Origin of the sequence: Kribbella sp. NPDC005582, assembly GCF_040605415.1 — a bacterium.
Classification (GTDB): Bacteria; Actinomycetota; Actinomycetes; order Propionibacteriales; family Kribbellaceae; genus Kribbella.
In genome coordinates this window covers 116,171-138,905 of sequence record NZ_JBEXCU010000002.1, presented here as the reverse complement: position 1 = coordinate 138,905, position 22,735 = coordinate 116,171, and the positions used below count along the sequence as shown (strand labels likewise).

24 protein-coding genes and 1 tRNA gene are annotated in these 22,735 nt (G+C 67.4%); 10 read left to right on the top strand and 15 right to left on the bottom strand.

Annotated features, from left to right (window positions below; genetic code table 11):
* Window positions 1-37 precede the first annotated feature (37 nt).
* Window positions 38-496: a GNAT family N-acetyltransferase gene (locus ABZS29_RS12185; protein WP_355461119.1), complete on the top strand. Its 459-nt coding sequence runs from the start codon at window positions 38-40 to the stop codon at window positions 494-496.
* A gap of 196 nt (window positions 497-692) precedes the next feature.
* On the opposite strand, the gene ABZS29_RS12180 is transcribed toward ABZS29_RS12185, so the two are convergent.
* Genes ABZS29_RS12180 through ABZS29_RS12170 form a run of 3 tightly spaced genes read right to left on the bottom strand, consistent with a single transcriptional unit; the run spans window position 693 to window position 4,070 of the window.
* On the bottom strand, window positions 693-1,577 hold the full coding sequence (locus ABZS29_RS12180; RefSeq protein WP_355461118.1) for a neutral zinc metallopeptidase: 885 nt from the start codon (window positions 1,575-1,577) through the stop codon (window positions 693-695).
* Window positions 1,577-2,863, bottom strand: coding sequence for a neutral zinc metallopeptidase (locus ABZS29_RS12175; RefSeq protein ID WP_355461117.1), 1,287 nt, complete (start codon window positions 2,861-2,863; stop codon window positions 1,577-1,579). Before ABZS29_RS12175 ends, ABZS29_RS12180 begins: the two co-directional genes overlap by 1 nt.
* Window positions 2,864-2,891: 28 nt before the next feature.
* Window positions 2,892-4,070, bottom strand: coding sequence for a neutral zinc metallopeptidase (locus ABZS29_RS12170; protein ID WP_355461115.1), 1,179 nt, complete (start codon window positions 4,068-4,070; stop codon window positions 2,892-2,894).
* A gap of 176 nt (window positions 4,071-4,246) precedes the next feature.
* Between ABZS29_RS12170 and ABZS29_RS12165 the strand changes: the two genes are divergently transcribed.
* The gene (locus tag ABZS29_RS12165) at window positions 4,247-4,669 is read left to right on the top strand and encodes a hypothetical protein (RefSeq protein WP_355461113.1); all 423 of its coding nucleotides are present in this window, start codon (window positions 4,247-4,249) and stop codon (window positions 4,667-4,669) included.
* Here ABZS29_RS12165 and ABZS29_RS12160 read toward each other — a convergent pair whose 3' ends face one another.
* The 10 genes from ABZS29_RS12160 to ABZS29_RS12115 form a co-directional block, all read right to left on the bottom strand.
* Window positions 4,670-5,179, bottom strand: coding sequence for a molybdenum cofactor biosysynthesis protein (locus tag ABZS29_RS12160; RefSeq protein ID WP_355461112.1), 510 nt, complete (start codon window positions 5,177-5,179; stop codon window positions 4,670-4,672).
* The gene (locus tag ABZS29_RS12155; protein ID WP_355461111.1) at window positions 5,176-5,955 is read right to left on the bottom strand and encodes an aminoglycoside 3'-phosphotransferase; all 780 of its coding nucleotides are present in this window, start codon (window positions 5,953-5,955) and stop codon (window positions 5,176-5,178) included. The genes ABZS29_RS12160 and ABZS29_RS12155 overlap by 4 nt, the downstream gene beginning before the upstream one ends.
* Window positions 5,919-6,905 (bottom strand): LacI family DNA-binding transcriptional regulator, encoded by a 987-nt coding sequence (locus ABZS29_RS12150; protein WP_355461110.1) that lies wholly within the window; start codon window positions 6,903-6,905, stop codon window positions 5,919-5,921. The genes ABZS29_RS12155 and ABZS29_RS12150 overlap by 37 nt, the downstream gene beginning before the upstream one ends.
* A 125-nt stretch (window positions 6,906-7,030) precedes the next feature.
* The gene (locus ABZS29_RS12145; protein WP_355461108.1) at window positions 7,031-7,906 is read right to left on the bottom strand and encodes a carbohydrate ABC transporter permease; all 876 of its coding nucleotides are present in this window, start codon (window positions 7,904-7,906) and stop codon (window positions 7,031-7,033) included.
* A complete protein-coding gene (locus ABZS29_RS12140) occupies window positions 7,903-8,820 on the bottom strand; it encodes an ABC transporter permease subunit (protein ID WP_355461107.1) in 918 nt (305 codons plus the stop codon). Before ABZS29_RS12140 ends, ABZS29_RS12145 begins: the two co-directional genes overlap by 4 nt.
* Window positions 8,817-10,442 carry a sugar ABC transporter substrate-binding protein gene (locus tag ABZS29_RS12135; protein WP_355461105.1) on the bottom strand — a complete coding sequence of 542 codons (1,626 nt, stop codon included), beginning with the start codon at window positions 10,440-10,442 and terminating at the stop codon, window positions 8,817-8,819. The genes ABZS29_RS12140 and ABZS29_RS12135 overlap by 4 nt, the downstream gene beginning before the upstream one ends.
* Window positions 10,443-10,594: 152 nt before the next feature.
* Window positions 10,595-11,410, bottom strand: coding sequence for a DUF11 domain-containing protein (locus tag ABZS29_RS12130; RefSeq protein WP_355461103.1), 816 nt, complete (start codon window positions 11,408-11,410; stop codon window positions 10,595-10,597).
* A 159-nt stretch (window positions 11,411-11,569) separates the two neighbouring features.
* Window positions 11,570-12,310, bottom strand: a complete 741-nt coding sequence (locus ABZS29_RS12125; RefSeq protein ID WP_355461102.1) for an RNA methyltransferase — start codon at window positions 12,308-12,310, stop codon at window positions 11,570-11,572.
* A 9-nt stretch (window positions 12,311-12,319) separates the two neighbouring features.
* A complete protein-coding gene (locus tag ABZS29_RS12120) occupies window positions 12,320-12,613 on the bottom strand; it encodes a DUF4287 domain-containing protein (protein ID WP_355461100.1) in 294 nt (97 codons plus the stop codon).
* A 30-nt stretch (window positions 12,614-12,643) separates the two neighbouring features.
* Window positions 12,644-14,005 carry an aminotransferase class V-fold PLP-dependent enzyme gene (locus ABZS29_RS12115; protein ID WP_355461099.1) on the bottom strand — a complete coding sequence of 454 codons (1,362 nt, stop codon included), beginning with the start codon at window positions 14,003-14,005 and terminating at the stop codon, window positions 12,644-12,646.
* Window positions 14,006-14,068: 63 nt separating this feature from the next.
* On the opposite strand from ABZS29_RS12115, the gene ABZS29_RS12110 reads away from it, so the two are divergent.
* The 5 genes from ABZS29_RS12110 (at window position 14,069) to ABZS29_RS12090 (ending at window position 18,969) form a co-directional block, all read left to right on the top strand.
* Window positions 14,069-15,229, top strand: coding sequence for an MFS transporter (locus ABZS29_RS12110; RefSeq protein ID WP_355461097.1), 1,161 nt, complete (start codon window positions 14,069-14,071; stop codon window positions 15,227-15,229).
* A 17-nt stretch (window positions 15,230-15,246) separates the two neighbouring features.
* Window positions 15,247-15,319, top strand: a tRNA-Thr gene (locus ABZS29_RS12105).
* A gap of 462 nt (window positions 15,320-15,781) precedes the next feature.
* A complete protein-coding gene (locus ABZS29_RS12100) occupies window positions 15,782-16,435 on the top strand; it encodes a response regulator transcription factor (RefSeq protein WP_355461096.1) in 654 nt (217 codons plus the stop codon).
* A complete protein-coding gene (locus tag ABZS29_RS12095; protein WP_355461094.1) occupies window positions 16,426-17,682 on the top strand; it encodes a HAMP domain-containing sensor histidine kinase in 1,257 nt (418 codons plus the stop codon). Before ABZS29_RS12100 ends, ABZS29_RS12095 begins: the two co-directional genes overlap by 10 nt.
* Before the next feature lie 39 nt (window positions 17,683-17,721).
* A complete protein-coding gene (locus tag ABZS29_RS12090) occupies window positions 17,722-18,969 on the top strand; it encodes a hypothetical protein (protein WP_355461092.1) in 1,248 nt (415 codons plus the stop codon).
* On the opposite strand, the gene ABZS29_RS12085 is transcribed toward ABZS29_RS12090, so the two are convergent.
* Both ABZS29_RS12085 and ABZS29_RS12080 read right to left on the bottom strand, forming a co-directional pair.
* Window positions 18,970-19,797: an undecaprenyl-diphosphate phosphatase gene (locus ABZS29_RS12085; protein ID WP_355461090.1), complete on the bottom strand. Its 828-nt coding sequence runs from the start codon at window positions 19,795-19,797 to the stop codon at window positions 18,970-18,972.
* A 157-nt stretch (window positions 19,798-19,954) separates the two neighbouring features.
* Window positions 19,955-20,263: a hypothetical protein gene (locus tag ABZS29_RS12080; protein WP_355461088.1), complete on the bottom strand. Its 309-nt coding sequence runs from the start codon at window positions 20,261-20,263 to the stop codon at window positions 19,955-19,957.
* Window positions 20,264-20,361: 98 nt separating this feature from the next.
* Here ABZS29_RS12080 and ABZS29_RS12075 point away from each other — a divergent pair, with 98 nt between their 5' ends.
* From ABZS29_RS12075 to ABZS29_RS12065, 3 genes are read left to right on the top strand one after another with little or no spacing between them, the layout of a single operon-like run.
* Window positions 20,362-20,559 carry a hypothetical protein gene (locus tag ABZS29_RS12075; RefSeq protein ID WP_355461086.1) on the top strand — a complete coding sequence of 66 codons (198 nt, stop codon included), beginning with the start codon at window positions 20,362-20,364 and terminating at the stop codon, window positions 20,557-20,559.
* 25 nt (window positions 20,560-20,584) lie between these two features.
* The gene (locus ABZS29_RS12070) at window positions 20,585-21,994 is read left to right on the top strand and encodes a HAMP domain-containing sensor histidine kinase (RefSeq protein ID WP_355461085.1); all 1,410 of its coding nucleotides are present in this window, start codon (window positions 20,585-20,587) and stop codon (window positions 21,992-21,994) included.
* A gap of 30 nt (window positions 21,995-22,024) precedes the next feature.
* Window positions 22,025-22,702: a response regulator transcription factor gene (locus tag ABZS29_RS12065; protein WP_355461083.1), complete on the top strand. Its 678-nt coding sequence runs from the start codon at window positions 22,025-22,027 to the stop codon at window positions 22,700-22,702.
* The last annotated feature ends 33 nt before the right edge of the window (window positions 22,703-22,735 follow it).

The window sequence follows — 22,735 nt, the reverse complement described above, 5'->3', positions numbered from 1 at the left end:
TTGATTGCAACGAAAAGTCCTTGCGTAAACTGACGCCATGACCGCCGACCTGCTGATCCGCCGCGCCACCGCCGCCGATGTCCCGACCATCATCACCCTGCTCGCCGACGACCAGCTCGGCACCAGCCGCGAGTCCCTCGACGACCTGACGCCGTACCTGAAGGCGTTCGCCGACATCGACGCCGACCCGAACCAGGTGCTGGTGGTTGCTGAACGCAACGACGAGATCGTCGGCACTCTGCAGCTCACGATCATCCCCGGCCTGTCCCGCCGCGGCTCCTGCCGCGGCCTGATCGAAGCCGTCCGGGTCGCCGCCTCCGCCCGCGGCACCGGCCTCGGTACGACGCTCATCCACTGGGCGATCGAAGAGTCCCGCAACCGCGGCGCCACCCTCGTCCAGCTCACCTCGGACAAGTCCCGCACCGACGCCCACCGCTTCTACCTGAACCTGGGCTTCGAACAGTCCCACGAAGGCTTCAAACTCAAGCTCAGCTGACCCAAAGCGGTCCGGCAGTAAAGGTGACTTGTTCGTCCTTCGTGGAGGGCGCGGAGGGTGGCAGCGCACACGGAACGATCGGCAGCTTGCCTTGTGAACACAGCTTGTTCGCCACGATCACCTTCGGCCGGGTCGGCTCGACAACGAACGTCGGCGCTGGTGTCGGCTCAGGTGCCTCTTGCACCACAGGCCGCGATCAGCTGACTCGTTGTGGGGTGGCTTTGAAGGTGTTGCAGGTGGCGGGGCTGGTGGAGGCGAACGCTCGCGTCGTCCAGTAGGCGTGGTTCTTGTAGGAGCCGTGGTCGCGGATCTTGAGCGTGTTGTTCTCGTCCCCGACATGGCGGACGATGTATTTCCACATCCGAAGGCGTTCGCCGGCGAGCCTGAAGCCGGAGCGGTTCGCGCCGAGGAAGGCCGCGCCCAGGCAACTGGCCTGGAGTTCGAGGCGGCGCTCGTTCTCGAGCTGGGTCGCCTTCGGCTGCTTCGACCAGCCCGCGTCGTACGTCGTCAGGATCCCGGCCGACTGCTGGACGTGGTGCCCGTACTCATGGGCGATCAACTGCTGGAAGTCGACGAGGTTCCAGACCGGCTCGTCGGGGTTGCTGAACTCGGGCCACTCGAAGCAGATCGTGCCGCTGTTGTAGAACGCGTCCATATTCCGCAGCGGCTTGTCGCACTCCGGCGAAGCCGCAGGCTTCTTCAGGTCGTAGGCCTGCACGGTCTTCACCGGAAACAGCGTCGCGTCCGCCCGCCCCACCACCGGCGCCCACGCACGATCCATGCACCCGACCATCACCCGCGCGTACGCCAGCAGCTCGCCCTTCGTCTGCGGCGGCCTCCCCGGCAGCACGCAGCGAACCGCCGGCACCTTCCCCGCCGCATACAACTTGCTCGCCGCCGCGAGCCCCTCCAACGACAGATCGATCCTGCTCGACGACGTCGGCTTCTTCACGACGGGCTTCGGCATCACCACAGTCGGACGGACAGGCTCCACCGCCACCGAAGACTCAGTCTGCGCCTCGATCCCCGCCACCGCAGCAACCACAACAGCCAGTACGGCGAACCCCGCCGCCTTCAGCATCAACTGACTCGCTTGGCCGAAGCAGTGAACGTGTTGCAGGACGCGGGATTGCCGGACTTGAAGGCGGGACCTTCCCAGAACCACTGGTTCACGCGGGAACCATGGTCGCGGATCTTCTTCGTGCCGTACTCGTCACCGCTGTGCTTGGACTGGAACTCCCAGATCTTCAGCCGGTTGCCGGTGTATCCGAAGGTCGCCTTGTTCGCGCCGAGGAAGGCAGCGCCGAAGCAGCTGGCCTGCAGCTCGGTCCGACGGCTCCACTCGAGCTTCTTGGCCTCGTTCTTCTCCCAGCCCTCCTCCGACCACGCGGCGGTGAGCATCTCGGTCATCTGCTGGACATGGTGACCGTACTCGTGCGCCATCGTGCTCATCATCCACATCCGCGCTTCGAGCGGGTGCTGCTTGTAGCGAGCGAGATCGCCTTCCCAGTCGATGGCGATGGTCTCGTCCGTCGGGCAGTAGTACGCGGTGTCGGAGTCACCGGTGCACGACGAGGCCGGCGCCTTCTTGCTCTTCAGCACGATCTTCGGGGAGCGGAACTCGTACTTCGCCTTCTTGATCAGCGGCGCCCATGCCTCGTTCAGGCAAGGCAACATCGCTTGGTAGTACTCGAGGAGCGCCGATTGCGTGCTCGGCGTGATCGACGGTTCCTTACAGCCGGCCACGGCCACCTTGCCCGCTTTATAAATCTCGTTCTTCTGCAGGCGAACCAGGTTCGGGACCGGCTTCTCCGTGACCGTCACCGTCGGGTCCGGGAGGGTCGGCACGGGCAGCGGGGTCTTGTGTACGGACGGCCGCGACAGCGGGGAGTCCACCGAGCTGTCGTAGCTGCTGATCGCCTTGAAACACGCGACGCCCACAGACGCGGTCACGACCAGCGTGAGTGCGGCGAGGGACGCGATGACGGCCTTCGAGTACTGGCGCGGCGGCGGGGGCGGCGGGCCTACCTGCGTGTACTGCGAGCCGGTGCGGGACGACGGACGATTCCAGCCGACCGGACGAGCACCACCGGTACGGCGGGTGCCGACAAGCGGGACGGTCGCCCCACCAGGGAGCGGCGCAGGCGGCGGGCCGCTGTACACGGAGACGGCTTCGGGGTCGGCCGGGAGCGGCCGCGCCTTCCGGCGCAGGGACGATTCGGCCGGCTCGGACAGCGCGCGGGCCTTGCCGAGGCCGATCGGCTGGGACCGGTTGACCGTGGGGAGCGGGCTGCTCTCGCCCTCGGTCAGGAAATGACCGGTACCCGGAGGCGTGTTCGCACCGCCGTCGGGCTGTTCGTCAGGCATCGCTCGTCCCCATCGTTCGTGACATGACTCAACCGACCTTGGCGGCTGGCGCTCCAAAAGTGTTGCAGGTCCCGGGATCGGTCGTCGCAAAGCCCTGGTTCATCCAGAACGCGTGGCTCTTGATCGAGCCGTGGTCGCGGGGCTCCTTCTTGTCGTTCTCGTCGCCGGTGTGGTTCATCAGGTAGGTCCACTGGCGCTGGAGCTCACCCGTGATCGGGAAGCTCGCCTTCGCCGCGCCGACGAAGACCGCGGCGAAGCAGTTCGCCTGCAGCGCCTGCCGCCGGTCCTGCTCCAGCTCCGCGGCCTTGTCCTTGGCCTGGTCGTGCAGATTGTCCGAGGAGTCCAGGATCCCGGTCAGGCTCTGCACATGCACGCCGTACACGAACGCGATCGACTGGGCCATGTCGATCCGGGTGGCGGCCTTGTTCTTCGGGTAGTCCGTCGTCAGGCCCTGCCAGGGCATCGTGAGGCTGCCGCCGTCCTCGTCGGCGCAGTACGAGGCGACCTTCTCCTGGACCCCGCAGGCCGTCTCCTGGCCCTCGTCGAAGATGACCAGCTTCGGCGAGCGGAACTCGAACCCGGCCTTGGTGACGACCGGCTTCCAGGCGGCGTCGAGGCAGCCGATCATCGCCTCGTAGTACGACCAGACGTTGTCCGTCGTGGTCGGCCGGAACGCCGGCTCCTTGCACTTCACCGCGGGCAGCTTGCCGGCGGCGTACAGCGGGTTCTTCGCCAGTACGTCGGCGTCCGCGGTCGGCTTGCGGGTCGGCTTGACCTGGCCGTCCCGCACCGACGGCGTGGTCAGTGGGTTCGCGAGCAGGCTGTCGCTCTTCGCGAGCAGCGTCGCGCCGCCGTACACGATGCCGCCGACGACCAGCAGTACGCCGGCCACGATCCCGGCCACCAGCACCTTGGACCGCTTCTTGTTCGGGTCGAACGGGATCGGCTCCGGGTGGAACACCGTCCGGTACGCCGCCGCCGCGGCCTCCGCGTCCTGCCGGGGCGCCCGCAGACTCGGGCCGTCGAGCCGCGAGCCGCGCAACTGCGGCGCGGCGGGATCATCCGCCTTGCTCAACCGCGGCGTCGGAGCCGCCAGCGGCGCGGCGCCACGCTCGGCCGCCTTGCCCTCGGTCCCGCTCTCCCCCGCTCCGCCCGGCAGAAAATGTCCCGGTTTGGGCCCAGAGGTGGGCCCCGGCTGATCCGCCATGTCTCTCTTCTCTCCCCAGTACCGCGATCCCCGGTCCACCCCAAACCAGGCGCATGATCCTAAACCTTGATCAGGCCCCGAACCCACAGAATTGCACCTTTTGACATCGGCGGCGACAGATCGTGACATCGGTGTCACCGATCCGTGCACTTCCGGCCGCCCGTACTGTTAGGGGCATGAGTTGGGCTGTGTATGCGGTGCGAGGACCAGGAGGCGTACGGCGCCTCGAGGACATGCCGGACGGCTACGAACCACCGTCGGTGGGGCTGGCGACCGACGTGATCGACGTGGTCCGCGAGGTGGTGCCGGACCTGGATGTGACCAAGCCGTCCTGGCTGACGCTGCGCAGCGACGACTACGACGTCGAGATGACGATCGGCAAGGGTGTCCAGGTCCGCGACATCACGTTCTACCTCAACGACGGTCCGCGCTCGATCCCGATCGTGATGGAGATCAGCCGCCGGCTCGGCCTCACGCCGTACGACACGGAGTCCGGCGACTTCCTCACCGAGGAGTCCCGCCCGCCGGTCCCGCCGCCGCTGACCGACGACGAGATCAAGGCCAACAAGCCGAAGTGGTGGAAGTTCGGCCGGGCGTAATCAGTCGAGCAGCTCGAATACCGCGGGACCCACGCGCAGCACCCCGGACGTCAACGGCGTGCTTCGGATCCCGCCGTGCCCGCGCAGCGCCTTCATCGCGCCGTCCCCGACCACCACGTTCATCCACGCACACGGGTTCGCCGGCCGATGCGCCTGGAACTCCACCAGTCCACTCCCGGAGTCGAGCGAGAATCGCTGTCCCACCGAGCCGCGGGCCGCGGCGAGGGTGTCGAGCGGGAAGCCTCGGAGCACGATGTTGCGGCGCAGCAGGACCGGGTCAGGTACGGGATCGAAGACGTTGAGCGAGTCGGCGTCGAGCAGGGTGATCGCCGCGTTGCGGTGGACCTTCTGCCCGAAGTAGCGGTCGCCGACGATCCCCAGCCCGGCCCGGATCTCCACCTCGGCACGGCTGATCGGCTCAGGGTCAGGCCGCGGTCCGTCCTGCGGCCGCCCCTCGAAGGCGTGCACGCGCGACACCACCAGCGCGACGATCTCGATCGGCGTACTCATCCCCAGGTCAACGGATCCAGCAGCCGGAAGAACTCCAGCCGCCGCCGATCCGGCTCCGTCACGCCGTACGCCGCCAGGAACGGCCCCGGGTCCACCGACCACTCGTCGTACAACTGAATCGTGGTCAACGCCAGATCGGAGTACCGATCGGCGACGCCCAGCCGACCCACGTCAATGAAGCCGGTCACCCGCAACGTCATCGGGTCGAAGAACACGTTCGGCAGGCACGGATCGCCATGACACACAACAAGTTCGGACACCGACTCCACATAGGGGCGCTCGGCAACCACTCGCTCGAGCAGCGACTCGACACTCGCCGCCCGCCACTCGTCGGTCAGGAAGTCCGGGTTCACCGCACCTCGCCGTACGACGTCCTCCGCGGACGCGATCACCGAACCCAGCGGCCGCTCGAACGGGCAGTCCGGCAGCGAATGCAGCTCACGCAAGGTCCGGCCGAGCGTTTCCATCGCGCCGAGCCACGCCCACGCCGGCAGATCAACCCCCGTGATCCCCGGCACCGCGCTCGTCACCAAACACGCGCCTTCGTCCGCCGCCTGCCAGTCGACCACCGTCGCGCCCGGCATCCCGGTCGACGACAGCCACGCGATCCGATCACGCTCCGCCTCCAACTCCTGCACTCCCGCAGGACCGCAGCACTTCGCGAACACGTCACCGCGCCGATACACCGACGTGTCGGACTCCCCGACCTCGACCGCTTCCCAACCATCCCCCGCCGGCGTCATCCGGCCGACGACTCTCGCACGATCAGCTGCCACGGGAAGTCGAACACCTCCCCCGGCGCCCCCTCCCGATCGGTCAGCCGCCCGACGATGATCCGCGCCAGCGCCTCGTTGAATCCGACCGGCCCGACCGTCGACAACGACGGATCCAGGTGCTCGCCCTCGGGCGTGTTCCCGACACCGACCACGGCCAGATCCCGCGGTACGTCGATCCGCAGCCGATGCGCCGCGCGGACGACGGCGATCGCGGCGAAGTCCGTCGTACAGTAAATGGCCGACGGCCGATCCGGCTTGCTCAGCAAGGTCATCGCGGCACGATACGCGCCTTCGGGGTGCTGCTCGAAGACCTCGATGTCGTCGTCGATGATCGGCTTGCCGGCCGCCTTCAACGTGTTCAGGTAGGCGTCGAACCGCGCAAACCCCGAGGTTCGCGAGGTCAACGCGCCGACCCGGTCGTGCTGGGTCAGCAGGTGCTCGACGGCCAGGTGACACCGCGGCTCAGCACCGGACCGGATCACGTCGAAGCCGCGCGGCTCCAGTGTCTCGCCGAACGCAACGATCTGGACGCCCTGGGCCGCAAATGCCTCCAGCTCGGCGACCTCCTCCGGATCCGAACTGACGCTGTCGATGAAGATCACGTCCGGCGTCCGGTTCGACAGCACCGCCCGCCAGTCGCCGTCGGCAACGATCAGCGCCGTCTTGTTCAACGGGCGGACCGCCGCGCTGACGGCGTCGGCCACGGCCTGCGACCAGGGGTCGGCGAGCACGTTCAGCGAGAGCAGCACCAGGTCGGACTTCCCGGTCCGGATCGCCCGGGCCGCGTCGTTGCGCCGGTAGCCGAGCCGGCTGGCGACCTCGCGCACCCGGTCGGCGGTGGAGTCCTTGATCGTATGACTGCGATGCCGCCCGGACAGCACGTAGGACACGGTCGCGACCGAGACCCCTGCCTCCTTCGCAACCATCCGCAGTGTTGGCCGGTCCGACATGTCAGTGATTCTCGCAGACTTTGCGTACCGACCGACTGTTACTGGTCCCCGCCAGTCGGCGCTCGGGAGCATCGCTACGCCGGATCCGCACCGATCTGGCACGTACTAACAGTCCGTCCGTACGCCTAGCCCTTGACCGCTCCGGTGATGACGCCCTTGGTGAAATGTCGCTGCAGGAACGGGTAGACCATCGCGATCGGGACGAGCGCGACCACCACGACCGCCATCTGCAGGGACTGCGGCTGTGGCAGCGGTTCCACCCCGAGTTGGTCCGCTGACAGCGACTTGCCCTGCAGGACGTAGGTCCGCAGGATCACCTGGACCGGCCACTTCGAGGTGTCGTTCAGGTAGAGCAGCGCGTTGAAGAACGCGTTCCAGAAGCCGACCGCGTAGAACAGCCCGACCACCGCGATCACCGCCTTCGACAGCGGCATGATGATCTTGCGCAGGATCATGAAGTCACTCGCGCCGTCGATCCGCGCGCTCTCCAGCAGCTCGCCCGGCACATTCATGAAAAAGGTGCGCAGGACAACGAAGTTGAACGCGCCCAAGGCCCCGGGCAAGATCAGCGACCACAGACTGTCCAGCAGCCCGAGCTGCTTCACCACCAGGAACATCGGGATGATGCCCGGCGCGAACAGCAACGTGAACAGCACCATCAGCAGCACGGGCCGCCCGAACAACACCGGCCGCGACGTCGCGTAGGCAAGCGCGATCGTGACCGCCAACGCGATCGCCGTACCGATGAGAGTGACGAAGACGCTGACGCCGATCGCCCGGCCCATCAGCCCGCCACTGAACAACGTCTGGTACGCCTTCACCGTCGGATGCGAAGGCCACAACACGTACCCGCCGGCCTCGATGATGTCCTGGTCACTGGCCAGCGACGTCGACACCACGACCAGGATCGGTACGACGATCGCCAGCGCGAAGCCGCCGAGGACGACCGCCTTGATCGCCTGGTAGGCAGGCGACGGATTCTCTTTCCAAATGGGCCTCACGAGCCACCCCTTCGTTGGAAAATCCCCGGTTCACCGAGTCGATGGGCGAGCGAGTTCGCGCCCCACAGCAGCAATGCGCCGACCACGCCCTTCGCCAGCCCGGCCGCGGCTCCGCTGCTCCAATCGCCGCCGACCACGCCCGCGTAGTACGTAAAGGTGTCCAGTACTTCGGCGGCGCCCGGGCCGACCGAGTCGCGCTGCAGGATGAACTGCTCGAATCCGACGCTGAGGATGTCGCCGATCCGCAGGATCAGCAGCAAAACGATGACGGTCCGCAGCGACGGCAGCGTGATGTGCCACAGCCGCCGCCACCGGCCGGCGCCATCCGCGGCCGCCGCCTCGTAGAGCGAGACGTCGACCGTGGTCAGCGCGGCGAGGAAGATGATCATCGCCCAGCCCGCGTCCTTCCAGACCAGCTGCGCGACCACGAGCAGCGGGAAGGTGTCGGGGTTCGTCATGAACGGAATCGGGTCCAGCCCGGCCTGCCGGAGCAGGTTGTTCACGAAACCTGCACCGCCCAGGGATTGCTGGAACAGCGTCACCACCAGCACCCACGAGAGGAAGTGCGGCAGATACGCGATCGTCTGGAACCAGCGCCGTACCCGGTTGCTGACCAGTGAGTCGACGATCAGCGCAAGGCCGATCGGTACCGGGAAGAACAGCAGCAGTTGCACACCGGCCAGGATCAACGTGTTCCGCAACGCGTCCCAGAAGTCAGGGTTCGCGTACAGGTTGACGAAGTTCGTGAACCCGTTCCACTCGCTGTGCATGATGCCGAGGTACGGCTGGAAGTCCTGGAACGCAACGACGTTTCCGAGCACCGGGAGGTAGAAGAACACCAGCAGGAAGACGACGCCGGGGACCATCAGCAGCACCATCTGCCAGTCCCGGCGCCACCGCTCGGCGAACCTCACGACCCGGTGACCGGCACGCTGGCCGGCAGTACGGCGGCGAACTCGCCGCGCATCTTGTCACCGCCGCCGGACTTCCAGCGCTTCAGCGCCTCGTCGTACGCGCCGATCTTCTGGCGGCCTGTGACGATGTCCACGATCGTGTCCCGGAACGCCGCGGTCAGCTTCGGACCGACCTTGCTGCTGGTGTCGGAGTACGTGCCCGCGGTCGGGTTCCGCATCGCGAACTGCAGCAGCTTCTGCTCGGTCTCGTAGATCTTCTTGGTGTCGTCCGGGTACGCCGGGTTGAAGATCACACTCTCCGGGGAGCTCATGATCGTCAGCGCACTGACCAGGCCGGGCGCCTGCTGCGTACCGGCCTTGGTCAGCACCGGGTTCTTCTGCGCGTCCAGCTGGTACTGCTGGCCTTCGACGCCGAAGTTCTTCTGCAGGTATTCCTTGGTGCCGAAGGGCGCCGACAGGTAGTCCATCAGCGCGAGCAGTTCGCGGATCCGGCCCTCGTCGGTCTTCTTGAACGGCGTGAACCCGACCGTGCCGTAGCCCATGTCGTAGACCGGTTTCGCCTTGCCGTCATGGCCGAACGGGATCAGCGTGTCGACGAACAGCGACGGGTCGAGCGCCCGGAAGTCCGCGGTCGCGCGCGGTCCGACCACCACCTGCGCGGCGATCTGGCCGTTCACGGTCTTCGGCGTCGCGTCGGCCAGGTTGAGGTCGGGGTAGAACACCTTCGCGGCCCACAACTTCGCGGCGTACTCGACCGCCGCGCGGTAGTTGTCGGTCTCGTACAGGTGCGTCAGCGAACGATCGGCGTTGACCCGCCAGCCGTTCGGGGCGCCGAACCACTCGCCGAACATGTGCAGCATGTTGATGATCGCCGGCTCGAGCGCGTAGTTCGTCCCGTTGCTGAGTTCCTTGCACTTGGCAAAGAACTCGTCCGCGCTGGTGCTCTGCAAACCGCCGACCTTCGCCCAGGTCTTCGGGTTGCCCATCATGACCTGACCGAACGGTGTCGACGGGATCGGCGCGCCCCAGATCTTCCCGTTCACCACCGCGGTCCGCCAGGACGCCGGCTTCAGCGCGGCCAGGTTCGGGTACTCCAGCACGGCATCGCCGGACAGGTACTTCGTGAGGTCCTGGAACTTTGCCTCGAGCATCGGACCGATGTTCGGGATGCCCTGGTTCGGCGGCAGCCACATCAGGTCCGGCAGCGAGTCGCTGGCCAGCAGCGTCGCGAACTTCTCCGGGTAGCCCGGGTCGGTGCCGATGGTGAGCTTGAACTCGGCGCCGAGCGCCTGGTTCAGCGACTGCCACATCGGGTTGCTGCCCATCGGGGGCGGCGGCGTCGCGAACGTCTCGGTCAGCGCGGTCACCGCGTTCTTCAGCGGCGGCGCCTTCACACTCGCGGTCGCGTCCGCCGGGAACTTCAGGAACCCGGGCTCCAGCCCGGACTCGGCTCCGGGCAGATCGGGCCGCAGCCCGTCGAAGGGCTTGTACGTCGGGAGTTTGAGATCGCCGGACGCCTTCGCCCCGCCACCCGCCGTACCGCCGTCACCACACCCGGCGAGGGTGGAGCCTGCCACCACCGCTGCACCGGAGACCTGCAGAAACCGTCGCCGACTGATCATTGCTGCTCCAAGCCACAGTAGAGTGCTCAGTAACGAGCACTTAAACGTTAACCCGGACCGTAAACGACAGCGGCGCCTCCTGGCAAGAGACAAAGAAAACCGGCGACCGCAGGGTGATCCCTACGACCGCCGGCTTCGGCTGTTGCTTCAGCTCAGCAGCGCACCAGCAGCCCGAGCAGGACGCTGCAGCTCTTGCTGGCCTTGTCGTTGGCCGCGACCGGGTCGGTCGGCGAGCTGGCCGTCCGCTGCGCGGTCGCGACGAACGTCCCGGTGGTCAGCAGCCCCACCGACGCGCTGAACGTCTTCGTGACTGATGCCCCGCCGGCCAGCGATGCGACACCACAGTTGAGGTTCCGCGTCGTACCGACTCGGGTGCAGCCGTTGGTCCCGACGTACGACAGGCCGGACGGATACGCCGCAGCGACGTTGATCCCGGTCGCCGGTGCCGGCCCGTTGTTCTTCACCGTGACGGTGTAGTTGATCCGGCCGCCGGACGCGGACCCGGTCAGCCCGACCGAGATGTCGGCCTCGGCCGGTGTCGAGGCGAAGGTCAGCGTCGGTCCCTCGAACAACTCGAAGGAGTACTCGTCACCCAGCAGCTGATGCTGCAGCGTGACCGAGTCCGGCGCCGTGTCCAGCACCTTGAAGGTGTAGACGATGGTCCGGGTCGCACCGCTGGGCAGGTCGCCGAGCGCCGCCCGGTACTCGATGTCCAGCGCGTAACAGATCGTCGCCCCGGTACAGCCGACCAGCTCGATCATCGACGGCAGCGAAACGCCGGTCTTCCCGAACAACGCGGCCTTGGCGCCGACGATCGTGAACGACGCACTGTTGTGCACCGTCTGGGTGATCGTGAACTCCTCGCCGACACTCAACGAGGTCTTGCTCACCACAATGTCGCTACTCGGCGGATCGGCCGCCATGGCCGTCCCCGGGGCGATCAGCGTTGCGCCGGCGACGACTGTCACCAGGGCAGCACGAACTAACTTCCAGGCATGCATAGCAGCCCCCCACTATTCGACTGAATAACTTCCCCCACCGCCAGATCGGCGATGCAGCTGAGTATGGTTCCCCCGAACACAACGCACAACGGCTCGAATCAGGCGTTTGTTACGGATAACTATCTGTCAGCGGTTGGTTACTTCGAAGGCGACGACCGCCGCCGCGACCGCCACATTCAGCGATTCCACGCCTGCGTGCAGGGGGATCTGCAGGTCGGAATCGGTCTGTACGGTGATCCCGTTCGTCTCCCCGCCGAGCACGTACACCGCGCGCGGCGCGAGCTCGGTCCGGAACAACGAGTCCCGCGACCGCGCCGACAGCCCGTACACGTGGTACCCCGCCGTCCGCAGTACGTCGACCGCCGTCTTAGCGGTCGACGTGTTCACGATCGGGGCCTGGAACGCGATCCCGGCCGAGGCTTTGATCACGAGCGGCCCGACGTGCGGCGTACCGGCTCGGGGCAGGATCACACCGTCGAACCCGGCGCCGGTCGCCGTCCGCAGGATCATCCCGACGTTGCCCGGGTTCGTCACACCGTCGAGCAGGAAGACGTTCGTCGGCCGCTTGCCGCGCTCGCGGACGAACTCCTCCAGCGGGGTCATCCGGGGCGCGTTCACGTCGGCGACCACGCCCTGGTCGTGCTTGCCGTTGCCCGCGAGCCACTTCACCCGGCTCGCAGTCGCCCGCTCCACCGGCGTACCGGTTCGGTCCGCGGCGCGCAGGATCTCGTGCAGCGATCCGCCCGTCGCGTTGTCCGCCACGACCACCTTCGCCACCGACAAGGTCGGATCGTCGAGCGCCTCGAGCACCGGCTTCCGCCCGAAGATCGTGATCCACTTGTCGCGCGGCGACTTCTTCGACTCCACCCGCCTAACTTACTGGAGCGGGTTCGTCGCCTTGCCATCCAGCCAGAGGATGTTCGACGGATCGCGGTGCGTTCCGGTGCTCCCGACATGCTTGTCGGAGATCGTCGTACCGTTCTTGATCACGTAGACGAGCGCCATCGCGTGCCCACGGCCGAGGTCGTAGTCCGCCTTCAGCCAGTCGCAGATGACGCCCGCCTTCACGTCTTTGGCGTCGTACCCCTTCGCCTTCGCCTGCTCGACCAGCACCCGCGGGGTCTTGCCGGTCTTCTCTTCGATCTTGTCCAAGTACGCCTGGAACGACATGTCGGTCTGCTCTCTCTCGGAGGTGTGTTCTCACCCCTGCGTCGAGCGGGCCTGCTCGGTCTCGACACACCTGCGGATAATTTCCACCGATCGGTCGACATCGGTCTCGCTGGTGGTCCAGTTCGAGACCGAGATCCGCATCGCCGGGCGGCCCTGCCACGTCGTACCGGACATCCAGGCGGTGCCTTCCTGCTGCACGCTCTTCACCACTTGCGGCGTGATCTCGCCGAAGCTCACCAGCACCTGATTGAGCGTGACTTCGTTGAGCACGTAGGGCGCGAGTTGGTTTGCGAACCGCTGGGCCATCGCACAGCAGCGCTCTACCAGCTCGACGATTCCCTGACGCCCGAGCGCGCGGATGGCGGCGTACACGGCGAACCCGCGAGCGCGCCGGGAGAACTCGGGGTTGTAGTCGAGCGGGTCGCGCCGGCCCTCGTCATGGATCAGGTACGACGCTCGCACCGACATCGCCGCGCGGTGCGCGTCCGGGTGAGCCGTGAACACCAGCCCCGAGTCGTACGGCACATTGAGCCACTTGTGCGCGTCGGTCGACCAGGAGTCCGCCTGCTCGAGCCCTTTAATCGGCGTACTGACCGTTTTCCACAGCCCGAACGCGCCATCGACGTGCACCCACGCCTGCGTTTCCTTCGCCACCGCGCAGATCTCGTCCAGCGGATCGATCGCACCGGTGTTGACGTTTCCCGCCTGCGCACACACGATCGTCGGGCGCTTGTGCAGCTCCGCGGCGAGCGCGTCCGGCCGCATCCGTCCCTGCTCGTCCACCGCGATCGGCACGATGCACCGCGTCCCAAGCCCGAGGAACCGCAACGCCCGATCCACCGTGTCGTGCCGCTCAGCGCCCGCCAGCACAGTGATCGCCGGGGCGCCGATGAGGCCGTCGTTTTCGACATCCCACCCGGCCTTCGCCAGTACGGCGTGCCGCGCCGCCGCGAGCGCGGTGAAGTTCGCCATCTGACCGCCGGTCACGAACCCCACCGAGGTCTGCTCCGGCAGTCCGAACAACTCGACCAGCCACTCGGCCGCGATCTCCTCGATCACCGCCGCCGCGGGCGCAGCGGCGTACAGGCCTGCGTTCTGGTCCCAGGCCGTCGCCAGCCAGTCCGCCGCCAAGGACGCCGGGGTGGCGCCGCCGATCACGAACCCGAAGAATCGCCCGCTTCCGGTCGCGACCAGGCCGCCTTCGACGTTGGTGGCTAGCGCCTCGACCACTTTTACTGCGCTGGTTGGCGCCTTCGGCAGCTCACCACCCAGACGCGCCCGCAACTCGTCCGCGGTGGTTTCCGCGCCAACCCGCCGTACGGGCAGGCTTTGGAGATACGTCGTCGCCCGGGCGTACGCCTCACCGAGCGGGCCCTCCCAATCCGGTTCCATTGCTCCTTTCTACGCCGATTCCGGCGTACAGTGCCGCAACGGTTTTCGGGGAGGAGCTCGGATATGAGTCGTTGGTCGGCCATCGTCGGCTATTCACTGGTCGGCGCCGCGACCCAACTCGTCTGGCTCAACTTCGCCGGCGTCACCACCGTCGCCGCCGCCCACTACGCCGTCTCCGAGACCGCCATCGGCTGGCTCGCCCAGGTCTTCCCCCTCCTGTACGTCGTCCTCTCCATCCCCTGCGGTCTCGCGCTGGACCGCTGGTTCCGGCCGGCGCTTCTGGCGGGCGCCGCGCTCACCGCTATCGGTGCTGTGATCCGGCTCGGCGGTGACCACTTCGGCTGGCTCCTGGCCGGGCAACTCATCTGCGCTGTGGCCCAACCCTTGGTCCTCAATGCCGTCACCGGTATCACCGGCCGCTATTTGGCTGTGAAGGACCGCGCTACAGGTATCGCCGTCGGCACTGCCAGCATCTTCGCCGGCATGCTGCTGGCCTTCCTGCTGTCAGCGGTCTTCCCCGATTCCTTGCAGACCATGCTCGTAGTCACCGCAGCCTTCTGCGTGCTGGCTCTTGTGGTGTTGGCAGCCGCCCTCCGCACTCCGGGCCCGCACGCTGCTGTTGTCCCCGCCGTACCCCGCGCTGTCTTCGCCGCCCTCCGCACCGCCTGGTCGGACCCCCTCGTCCGCCGCCTCTGCGTCCTCGCCGTCTTCCCCTTCGGCGTCTTCGTTGCCCTCAGCACCTTCGCCCAACCCCTGCTCGAACCCGCCGGCGTCACCTCCACCACCGCCAGCATCATCCTCCTGCTGAACGTCGTCGCCGGCGTCCTCGGCAGCGCCCTCCTCCCCATCTACGCCGCCCGCCACCACGCCGAGTCGCCGTACCTGGTCACCGCCCTCGCCCTCACCGTCGTCTCCTGCCTCCTCCTCGCCTTCCTCCCCAGCACCGCCACGGCCCTCATCACCATCACCCTCATCGGCCTCGTCCTCCTCCCCGCCCTCCCCATCGTCCTGGAGCTCGTAGAACGCCGTACGCCGGACGCCGAAGGCACCGCCGCCGGCCTCATCTGGCTCTCCGGCAACCTAGGCGGCCTCCTAGCCGCCACCGCCGTAGGCCTCCTCGTCAACCACCCCCGCTACGCCTTCCTACTCCTGGCTGCCCTCCCCCTGGCAGCCATCCCCGGCGCCCAAACCCTCCGCCACCACCTAACCCCCGCCACCCGCTAAACTGTCCCCCGCACCTCGCCGACGTGGCGCAATTGGCAGCGCACCGCTCTTGTAAAGCGGTGGTTAGGGGTTCGAGTCCCCTCGTCGGCTCTCTGTGATCTCTCAAGAGATCCCGGACAGACCGGACCCCTGATTGGGGGGTCCGGTTTTTCCTTTGGGTGGTCCTGGGCGTCTACCGACGGGTGGGGTCGAGTGTGAGCTCGCCGACGAGCTTGAGGACTGGGGTTCGGGCGTGTTCGGTGCCCAGGCCGAGGTGGTGGAGGCACTAGAGCGCGACGGCCCCCGGACGTGGCACCAGGGGATGATTCAGCGACACCGCGTCGTACCGCGGTACCGGTTCTCAGCTTGCGCTCAGCGGGGGGACGCCAGAGTTCAGCTGTGCATACCTTGCAACGATCGCGTCGCGCATGGTGGGCGCACTCGGGGCGGAAGCATTCCTCACTGTGCCCTGGCGCCGCGGTTGGCCGGGCTGGGGTCGAGCGCGGAGCTTGGTCGTGATGAACCAGATGACGTCACTCGATGGCGCGGGATACGGAGCAGGAAGGTTTCCGAGTGGCCAGAGTTGCCCTGTGTGAAGACGATCCGGCGCTGCGCGGGATGCTTCGGCGAGCCCTGGAAAGCGATGGCCATGTGGTCGTTGCCGCGGCCAACGGATCCGAACTGCTCGCCCAGCTCGCGCCTGTGCCGCACGTCGTGATCCTCGACATCGGGCTACCCGACGCCGACGGCAGGGACGTCTGCCTGGCGTTGCGTGCTCACGGTGTGGATGCACCCGTGCTGATGCTGACAGCACTCGGCGCGACGCATCACAAGGTCAGCGGTTTCGAGTCGGGGGCCGACGACTACCTCACCAAGCCTTTCGACCTTCCGGAGCTTCTGGCCCGGATCCGCGCCCTCCTGCGCCGGACCACGGTCGCGGTCACGATCAACGAGGTGGTGCTGGATCCCACCAGTCACGAAGTACGGCGGGGTCCGGGCAGCGAGTCGTTGACGCCGACCGAGTTCCGCCTGCTCGGCCGGCTGATCTCCGCACCCGGTGAGGTTGTGCGTCGGCACGCACTGGTCGCCGCCGGCTGGCCGCACGGGGCGTGTGTCAGCGAGAACACACTCGATTCCTATCTGCGTCGGCTCCGGGTCAAGCTCGACCGGCTCGGCGTCGCGACCCGAGTCGCGACCGTGCGCGGAGTCGGTTGCCGATGGGATTGACCGGACTGCGCGCGCGGATCGTGTCGCTCGCCGTACTGACCGCGACCCTGGTCGTGGCCGTCCTCGTGGTGATCAGCCACGTGCTGCTCACCCGGGCGACCGAGGCGGACACGCGCACCCTCGCGCAGACCAGAGCCGACGCCGTGGCCGCGACTGTCGAAGTCCGCGACGGAAAGGTTCGGCCGGCCGAAGGCGCCGGCGATGCCTTCGACACGATCGCCTGGGTCTACCTGAACAATCATAGGATCGACGGCGAGCTGCACTCGGCCGTGGCCGAGACCGTCGACCAGCTCGGCAGCTCCACACAAGCGCGGTTCCTGGCGACAGGCCACTACCTCCTGTACGCCGAACCCCTGCCGACCCCCGGCCTCCGGATCGTCGTAGTGGTCGTCGTGGACCTGACGCCCTACGAGAGTTCGGAGCAACGCGGCCTGATCATGTCACTGGCGCTCGGCGCGTTCGTCATCGTGCTGACCGCCGTGATCGCCTACATCGGCGTCAGCCGGGCCCTCCGCGTCGTACGGCGGATGTCCGCGCTCGCCGACGAATGGGGTAGCCACGACGCCACCCGGAGGTTCGCCCTCGGCCCACCGCGGGACGAACTCGGCGAGCTCGCGCAGACCTTCGACCGGCTCCTCGATCGGGTCGCCGCCACCATCGCCGACGAGCGACGCCTCACCGACGAGATCGCCCACGAGCTGCGGACACCGCTCACGGTACTGCGCGGCGAGGCACAGCTCGCCGAACTCTCGGCCCTCCAGGTCGACCCGCAGCTCGTGCTCACCGAGACCGATCGACTCAGTACGGCGGTCAGCACGATCCTGGACGCCGCCCGATCCCGCACCGACCGAGAGACCAGCTGCGTCCTCGTCCCCGTCCTCCACCGACTGTCCGATCATCGGATTGACGCGCCACCCGATGTTGAGGTCGGCGTCGCGGCCGAGGTCGTGACCGCCGTACTCGCGCCCCTCATCGACAACGCGACTCGCCACGCGCGGACCACCGTCGCCGTGCGAGTAGTGGTCGACGGCAACTATGTCGTCATCCACGTCCTCGACGACGGCCCCGGATTCAGGCCGGACGACCTGGACGTGGTCTTCGCACCTGGTCACAGTGGGACGAACGGCCACGGTCTCGGCCTCGCGGTCGTCCGCCGGATCGCTACGGCCACGGGCCTCGATGTACGGGCGATCGCGGACGGACGCGGCCACGTCGAGGTCCGGCTACCCATTGCCTGCCCACCGTAGTCAGGATGTGTGCAGGTTGGTCAGGCGAGTCTGACTCCTATGACTACCAATACCGCGTCCCGAACAGCCTCACCACGGGTGTTGCTGAACAAGGTGCCTGAAGTCACCATCTGGTTCTGGCTGATCAAGATTCTCTGCACCACCGTCGGCGAAAGCTTCGCCGACTGGATCAATATGCAGCTCGGGGTCGGCCTCGTCGCCACCGCCGTCATCTTCACCGTCGCCTTCGCCGCGGTCCTGGCCTGGCAGGTGAGCACCCGCCGCTACCGCCCGGCCGCGTACTGGCTCACCGTCGTGGTCGTCAGCGTCACCGGCACGCTCTACACCGACATCCTCACCGACCAGCTCGGCGTACCGCTGTGGATCAGTACGACGGTCTTCGCCGTCGCGCTCGCGGCCGTCTTCGGCATTTGGTGGGCTCGCGAGCGCACCCTGTCGATCCACAGCATCGTCACCCGGCCCCGCGAAGCCTTCTACTGGGTGGCCGTGCTCGTCACGTTCGCTCTCGGTACGGCGTCCGGCGACTGGACCCTCGAACTCACCGGCTGGAGCCCCGGCGTCTCCGTCCTGCTCCCTCTCGCCCTGATCGCGATCATTACCGCCTGCTGGCGACTCGGCGCGAACCCGGTCCTCACCTTTTGGCTCGTCTACATCCTGACCCGCCCGCTCGGCGCCAATCTCGGCGACTGGCTCGCCGCGCCCAAGGTGCCCGACCAGGGCCTCGGCCTCGGCACCCTGGTCACCAGTGTGATCTTTCTGAGCGCGATCCTGGCGACCGTCGTCTACCTGACCTTCACCAAGTCCGACGTCATCGACGAGCACCGGTACGGCGATCAGTCGGCGAAGTACCACCGTCGTCACCGCGAGTGGCCGCTGATCGGCGTCATGGCGGTCGCCACGATCGCCGCCGCCCTACTGCTGAACTGGGCTTCGGCTCAACCGCACGCCAACGCGGCCGCGGAGAAGGAGGGCCCGGCCAGCACCGTTCACCTGAGCCCGGCCGAGGCAGTTGCCCATTTCCCGAAGGCCGATATCGCCCAGTTCCGCACGCTGGTCAGTGGGATGAGCGACGACCTGGCCAAGAACGACCAGGCGGCGCTGAACACCGCGGTCGACGCCTACGAGAAGGCGTGGGACGACGACCAGGACAAGCTGCAGCCGCTGGACGGCAAAGCCTGGGACTTCATCGACGGCCAGAACGACGCCCTGTTCACCGCGGTCCGCAACGACAAGGACCCGGCCGCCGAGAAGACCGCTGTACAGGCCCTGCTGAAGACGCTGGGGTGATCAGGTGGCGCTGATCGTGCCGGCCGTCAGCAAGATGAGCAGCGCCATGCCGAGCAGCACCCGGTACAGCGCGAAAACCTCGATCGAATGCTTCGTGACGAACCGGAGCAGCCAGGCGACCGAGGCATACGCGACGACGAAGCTCACGACGGTTCCGACGATCAGCGCCACCGCACCGACCCCACCATGCACGGCATCCTTCAATTCGTACACACCCGCACCGGCCAGAGCGGGGATACCGAGCAGGAACGCGATCCGCGTCGCCGCCACCCGGTCCAGACCACGCAACAGGCCCGCCGAGATCGTCGCACCGGACCGCGACACTCCGGGGATCAGCGCAACGCATTGCACGAGCCCCATCACCACCGCGTCCGGCATCCTGGTCGCGGTCAGCGGACGAGTCTTCCGGCTCAGCCGCTCGGCCACGACCATCACCACCGACCACCCGATCAACGCAGCCGCCACCCACCACAGACTCCGCAGCGGACCCGAAATGATGCCCTTGGCAAGGAACCCGACAACGCCGATCGGTACCGAGCCGACGATCACGTACCAGCCCATCCGGTAGTCGAACTCGTCCCGCTGGCCGGAGTCCGTCAGGCCGCGCACCCAGGCCACTACGATCCGCCGGATGTCACCCCAGAAGTAGAGAACGACCGCCGCGATCGCACCGACCTGGATCACCGCCGTGTAGCCGGTGACCGACGGATCGTCGATCCGCAAGCCCAGCAGCTTCGACGCGATGGTCAGATGACCGGTACTGCTGACCGGCAGGAACTCGGTCAGCCCTTCGACGATTCCGAGAACGATCGAATCCCAGATCGTCACGAGATGTGTCAACTGCTCTCTCCAAGCTTCGGTACGGATGTCCCGGGCGACCGTAACCACTGCCGGCTGAGCATCAGCTGAGAAAGTGATCTCCGCACCTACGCGACGTAAGTGATTGGCGCGACCGGGGTGAAGGCGGCCACGACTTCCGGCGTGCTCATGCCGTAGCCGGGTGAGGCTGCCCCACCTCAGGCCAGGTAGACAACGCCGCCCGGAACTCGTCGATGATGCCGCGCCCGAGTGCGCCTCTGGCCGCGCTGCCCTCGAGCCAGGCGATCACCTGACGATCCGGATCGATCTCCTGCCAGCCGCTCAGCGCCTGGAGGGCATCGAGAGTCCCCTCGAGGGATCGTGTGCGTCGCCGGTTCTGGATCGCCCAACCCGTCTCGACCACCTGCAACTGCCTCGCTGCCCGGACCGTCGCCCCGGTCAGGACCGAGATGATCACCCGCGGTCGTCTCGTCACGTCACCTCCCGCGTCTGTCCTCACAGAGTGCGAGCAGGCGGCTGAGACGCCGCTGAGAGCGAGACGGAGATTCCCGGCCGTCGTGGCATTCTCGGACCATGGCGCCGTACACCCTCGTTGCCTTCCACGCCCATCCGGACGACGAGGCCCTGCTGATGGGCGGAGCCCTCGGCCTCCTGCTCAAACTCCCGCGCTGGCTGTTCCGCCGGATGCTGGGCCACGAGTGGTTCGTCGAACACGGGCGTACCCCCGGCGCGCCGCTCGACGACCTCTTCAGCACCCTGCGAGATTCGTAGCTCTCTGCGGAAGGACGGTGTTTCGGTGCCGGTACGGCGAACGGTTATGGGGCGGCTGCGTCGATCCAGCGTACGCAGCCGGTCGACCGCGGCCGCGGTGGTCGTCGTAGCCGTCGCGATGGCCCTCGGCGCCGCCGTACTGCTGCTGCTCCTGCAGCGTGCACTCATCACCGGTGTCTCCGACACGGCCGATGCGCGTAGCACCGAGGTGGTCGGCCAGGTCGGAGCCGAAGGTCTCAAGGGGCTCAGTGCTGAGCTCGCCGAAACTACTCGCCAAAGCCAGCTCGTGCAGGTGCTCGACGTCTCCGGTCGCGTGGTCGCGTCGTCGTCCAGCCGGGTGGACACCCAGCCGCTGACCGCGCTGCGGCCCGCGCCGGGCGTGATCGAGCGCTCGGAGGTCGGGCGGATGCCGTTGCTCGACGAGGACGGCTACCTGATCGTTGCCCAAGGCGCCGGGTACGGCGCTCAGCGATACGTCGTTGTCGTCGCGTCGTCGGTACAGACGCAGCACGAGACCGTCACGACGGTGACGAAGTACCTGCTCGTCGGTTTCCCGGTCCTGCTTGTCGTCGTCGGCGTGGCCGGCTGGTTCCTGGCCGGGCAGGCGCTCGGCCCGGTGGAGCGGATTCGCCGACGGGTCCAGGGCATCGGTGCCGGCGACTTGAGCGAGCGGGTGCCGGTGCCGCCGACGCAGGACGAGATCGCGAAGCTGGCCACGACCATGAACGAGATGCTCGACCGGCTGCAGGCGGGTCAGGCGACGCAGCGTCGCTTCGTCGCCGATGCGAGTCATGAACTGCGATCCCCGCTGGCTACGCTGACCGCGGCCTTGGAGGTTGCCGAGGCGGACCAAAGCGGTGCGGCCTGGCGGGAGCTCAGTCAACTGATGGCCGCGGAGACCTCGCGGATGGGCCGTCTGGTCGAGGACCTCCTGTTGTTGGCCAAAGCCGACGACGCGGGGCTGCGGATGCACCGCACCGATGTCGATCTTGATGACCTGGTCGAGGCCGAGATCCAGCGTCTCCGCGGCTCCACGCCCGGGCTCACCGTGGTCGGTGACGTCCATCCGGTCCGGGTCAGCGGCGATCCGGCACGCCTTAGCCAGCTGATCCGGAATCTCGTCGACAACGCGGCCCGGGCCGCACACTCGACGGTTCGGCTGACCGCGAGCGCGGCCGGCGGGAGCGCTGTCCTGACCGTCGAGGACGACGGCGACGGCATTCCCGAGGCTGATCGGCAGCGGGTCTTCGAACGCTTCGTGCGGCTCGACTCCAGCCGCGCGCGCAGCAGCGGCGGGTCCGGGCTGGGGCTGTCGATCGTGCAGGAGATCACCAAGGCACACCGCGGCTCGATCACCCTCACGCCCCGTGCCGGCGGCGGCACGAAGGCGACCGTCACACTGCCGATGGACTGGTCGATCGCGTCACTCAGCTGATTCTCAGCGCCCAGCGACGACACTGACCGTATGCGGGTGCTGATGGTGGAGGACGAAGTACGGCTGGCCGAGACAGTACGCCGTGGCCTGACCGACGCCGGATTCGTGGTCGAGATGGTGCACAACGGCGAAGACGCGCTCTGGGCGGCCACCGAACACGCCTACGACGTCATCGTCCTCGACATCATGCTGCCCAAGGTCAGCGGTTACAAAGTCCTGGAACAACTCCGCGCCCGCGGCGTCTGGACCCCGGTCCTCATGCTCACCGCGAAGGACGGCGAGTACGACCAGACCGATGCGTTCGACCTCGGCGCCGACGACTACCTGACCAAACCCTTCAGCTTCCTGATCCTGGTCGCCCGGCTCCGCGCGCTGATCCGGCGCGGCGGTCCGGAGCGCCCCGTCGTACTGACCGCCGGCGACCTCGTCCTCGACCCCGCCCGCAAACGCGTGCAGCGGGCCGGGCAGGAGATCCTGCTGACGCCGCGCGAATACGGACTGCTCGAATATCTGATGCGGCACCGCGGCGACGTGGTCAGCAAGGCCGACATCCTGGACAACGTCTGGGATCCCGCCTTCGAGGGCGACGACAACGTGGTCGAGGTCTACATCCGCTACCTCCGGCGCAAACTCGACACACCCTTCGATCGGCAAGCCCTGGAGACCGTCCGCGGCATGGGCTACCGCCTCGACGAGGACGGCGGCTGACCTGTTCGAGGCGCCTCGGCGCGCACCTGGCTG

Excerpts from the sequence above, each read along its gene's own strand:
- ABZS29_RS12185 (WP_355461119.1), top strand. The coding sequence starts at position 38 with ATGACCGCCGACCTGCTGATCCGCCGCGCCACCGCCGCCGATGTCCCG.
- ABZS29_RS12180 (WP_355461118.1), bottom strand. The coding sequence starts at position 1,577 with ATGCTGAAGGCGGCGGGGTTCGCCGTACTGGCTGTTGTGGTTGCTGCG.
- ABZS29_RS12175 (WP_355461117.1), bottom strand. The coding sequence starts at position 2,863 with ATGCCTGACGAACAGCCCGACGGCGGTGCGAACACGCCTCCGGGTACC.
- ABZS29_RS12170 (WP_355461115.1), bottom strand. The coding sequence starts at position 4,070 with ATGGCGGATCAGCCGGGGCCCACCTCTGGGCCCAAACCGGGACATTTT.
- ABZS29_RS12165 (WP_355461113.1), top strand. The coding sequence starts at position 4,247 with ATGAGTTGGGCTGTGTATGCGGTGCGAGGACCAGGAGGCGTACGGCGC.
- ABZS29_RS12160 (WP_355461112.1), bottom strand. The coding sequence starts at position 5,179 with ATGAGTACGCCGATCGAGATCGTCGCGCTGGTGGTGTCGCGCGTGCAC.
- ABZS29_RS12150 (WP_355461110.1), bottom strand. The coding sequence starts at position 6,905 with ATGTCGGACCGGCCAACACTGCGGATGGTTGCGAAGGAGGCAGGGGTC.
- ABZS29_RS12135 (WP_355461105.1), bottom strand. The coding sequence starts at position 10,442 with ATGATCAGTCGGCGACGGTTTCTGCAGGTCTCCGGTGCAGCGGTGGTG.
- ABZS29_RS12120 (WP_355461100.1), bottom strand. The coding sequence starts at position 12,613 with ATGTCGTTCCAGGCGTACTTGGACAAGATCGAAGAGAAGACCGGCAAG.
- ABZS29_RS12115 (WP_355461099.1), bottom strand. The coding sequence starts at position 14,005 with ATGGAACCGGATTGGGAGGGCCCGCTCGGTGAGGCGTACGCCCGGGCG.
- ABZS29_RS12110 (WP_355461097.1), top strand. The coding sequence starts at position 14,069 with ATGAGTCGTTGGTCGGCCATCGTCGGCTATTCACTGGTCGGCGCCGCG.
- ABZS29_RS12095 (WP_355461094.1), top strand. The coding sequence starts at position 16,426 with ATGGGATTGACCGGACTGCGCGCGCGGATCGTGTCGCTCGCCGTACTG.
- ABZS29_RS12090 (WP_355461092.1), top strand. The coding sequence starts at position 17,722 with ATGACTACCAATACCGCGTCCCGAACAGCCTCACCACGGGTGTTGCTG.
- ABZS29_RS12075 (WP_355461086.1), top strand. The coding sequence starts at position 20,362 with ATGGCGCCGTACACCCTCGTTGCCTTCCACGCCCATCCGGACGACGAG.
- ABZS29_RS12065 (WP_355461083.1), top strand. The coding sequence starts at position 22,025 with ATGCGGGTGCTGATGGTGGAGGACGAAGTACGGCTGGCCGAGACAGTA.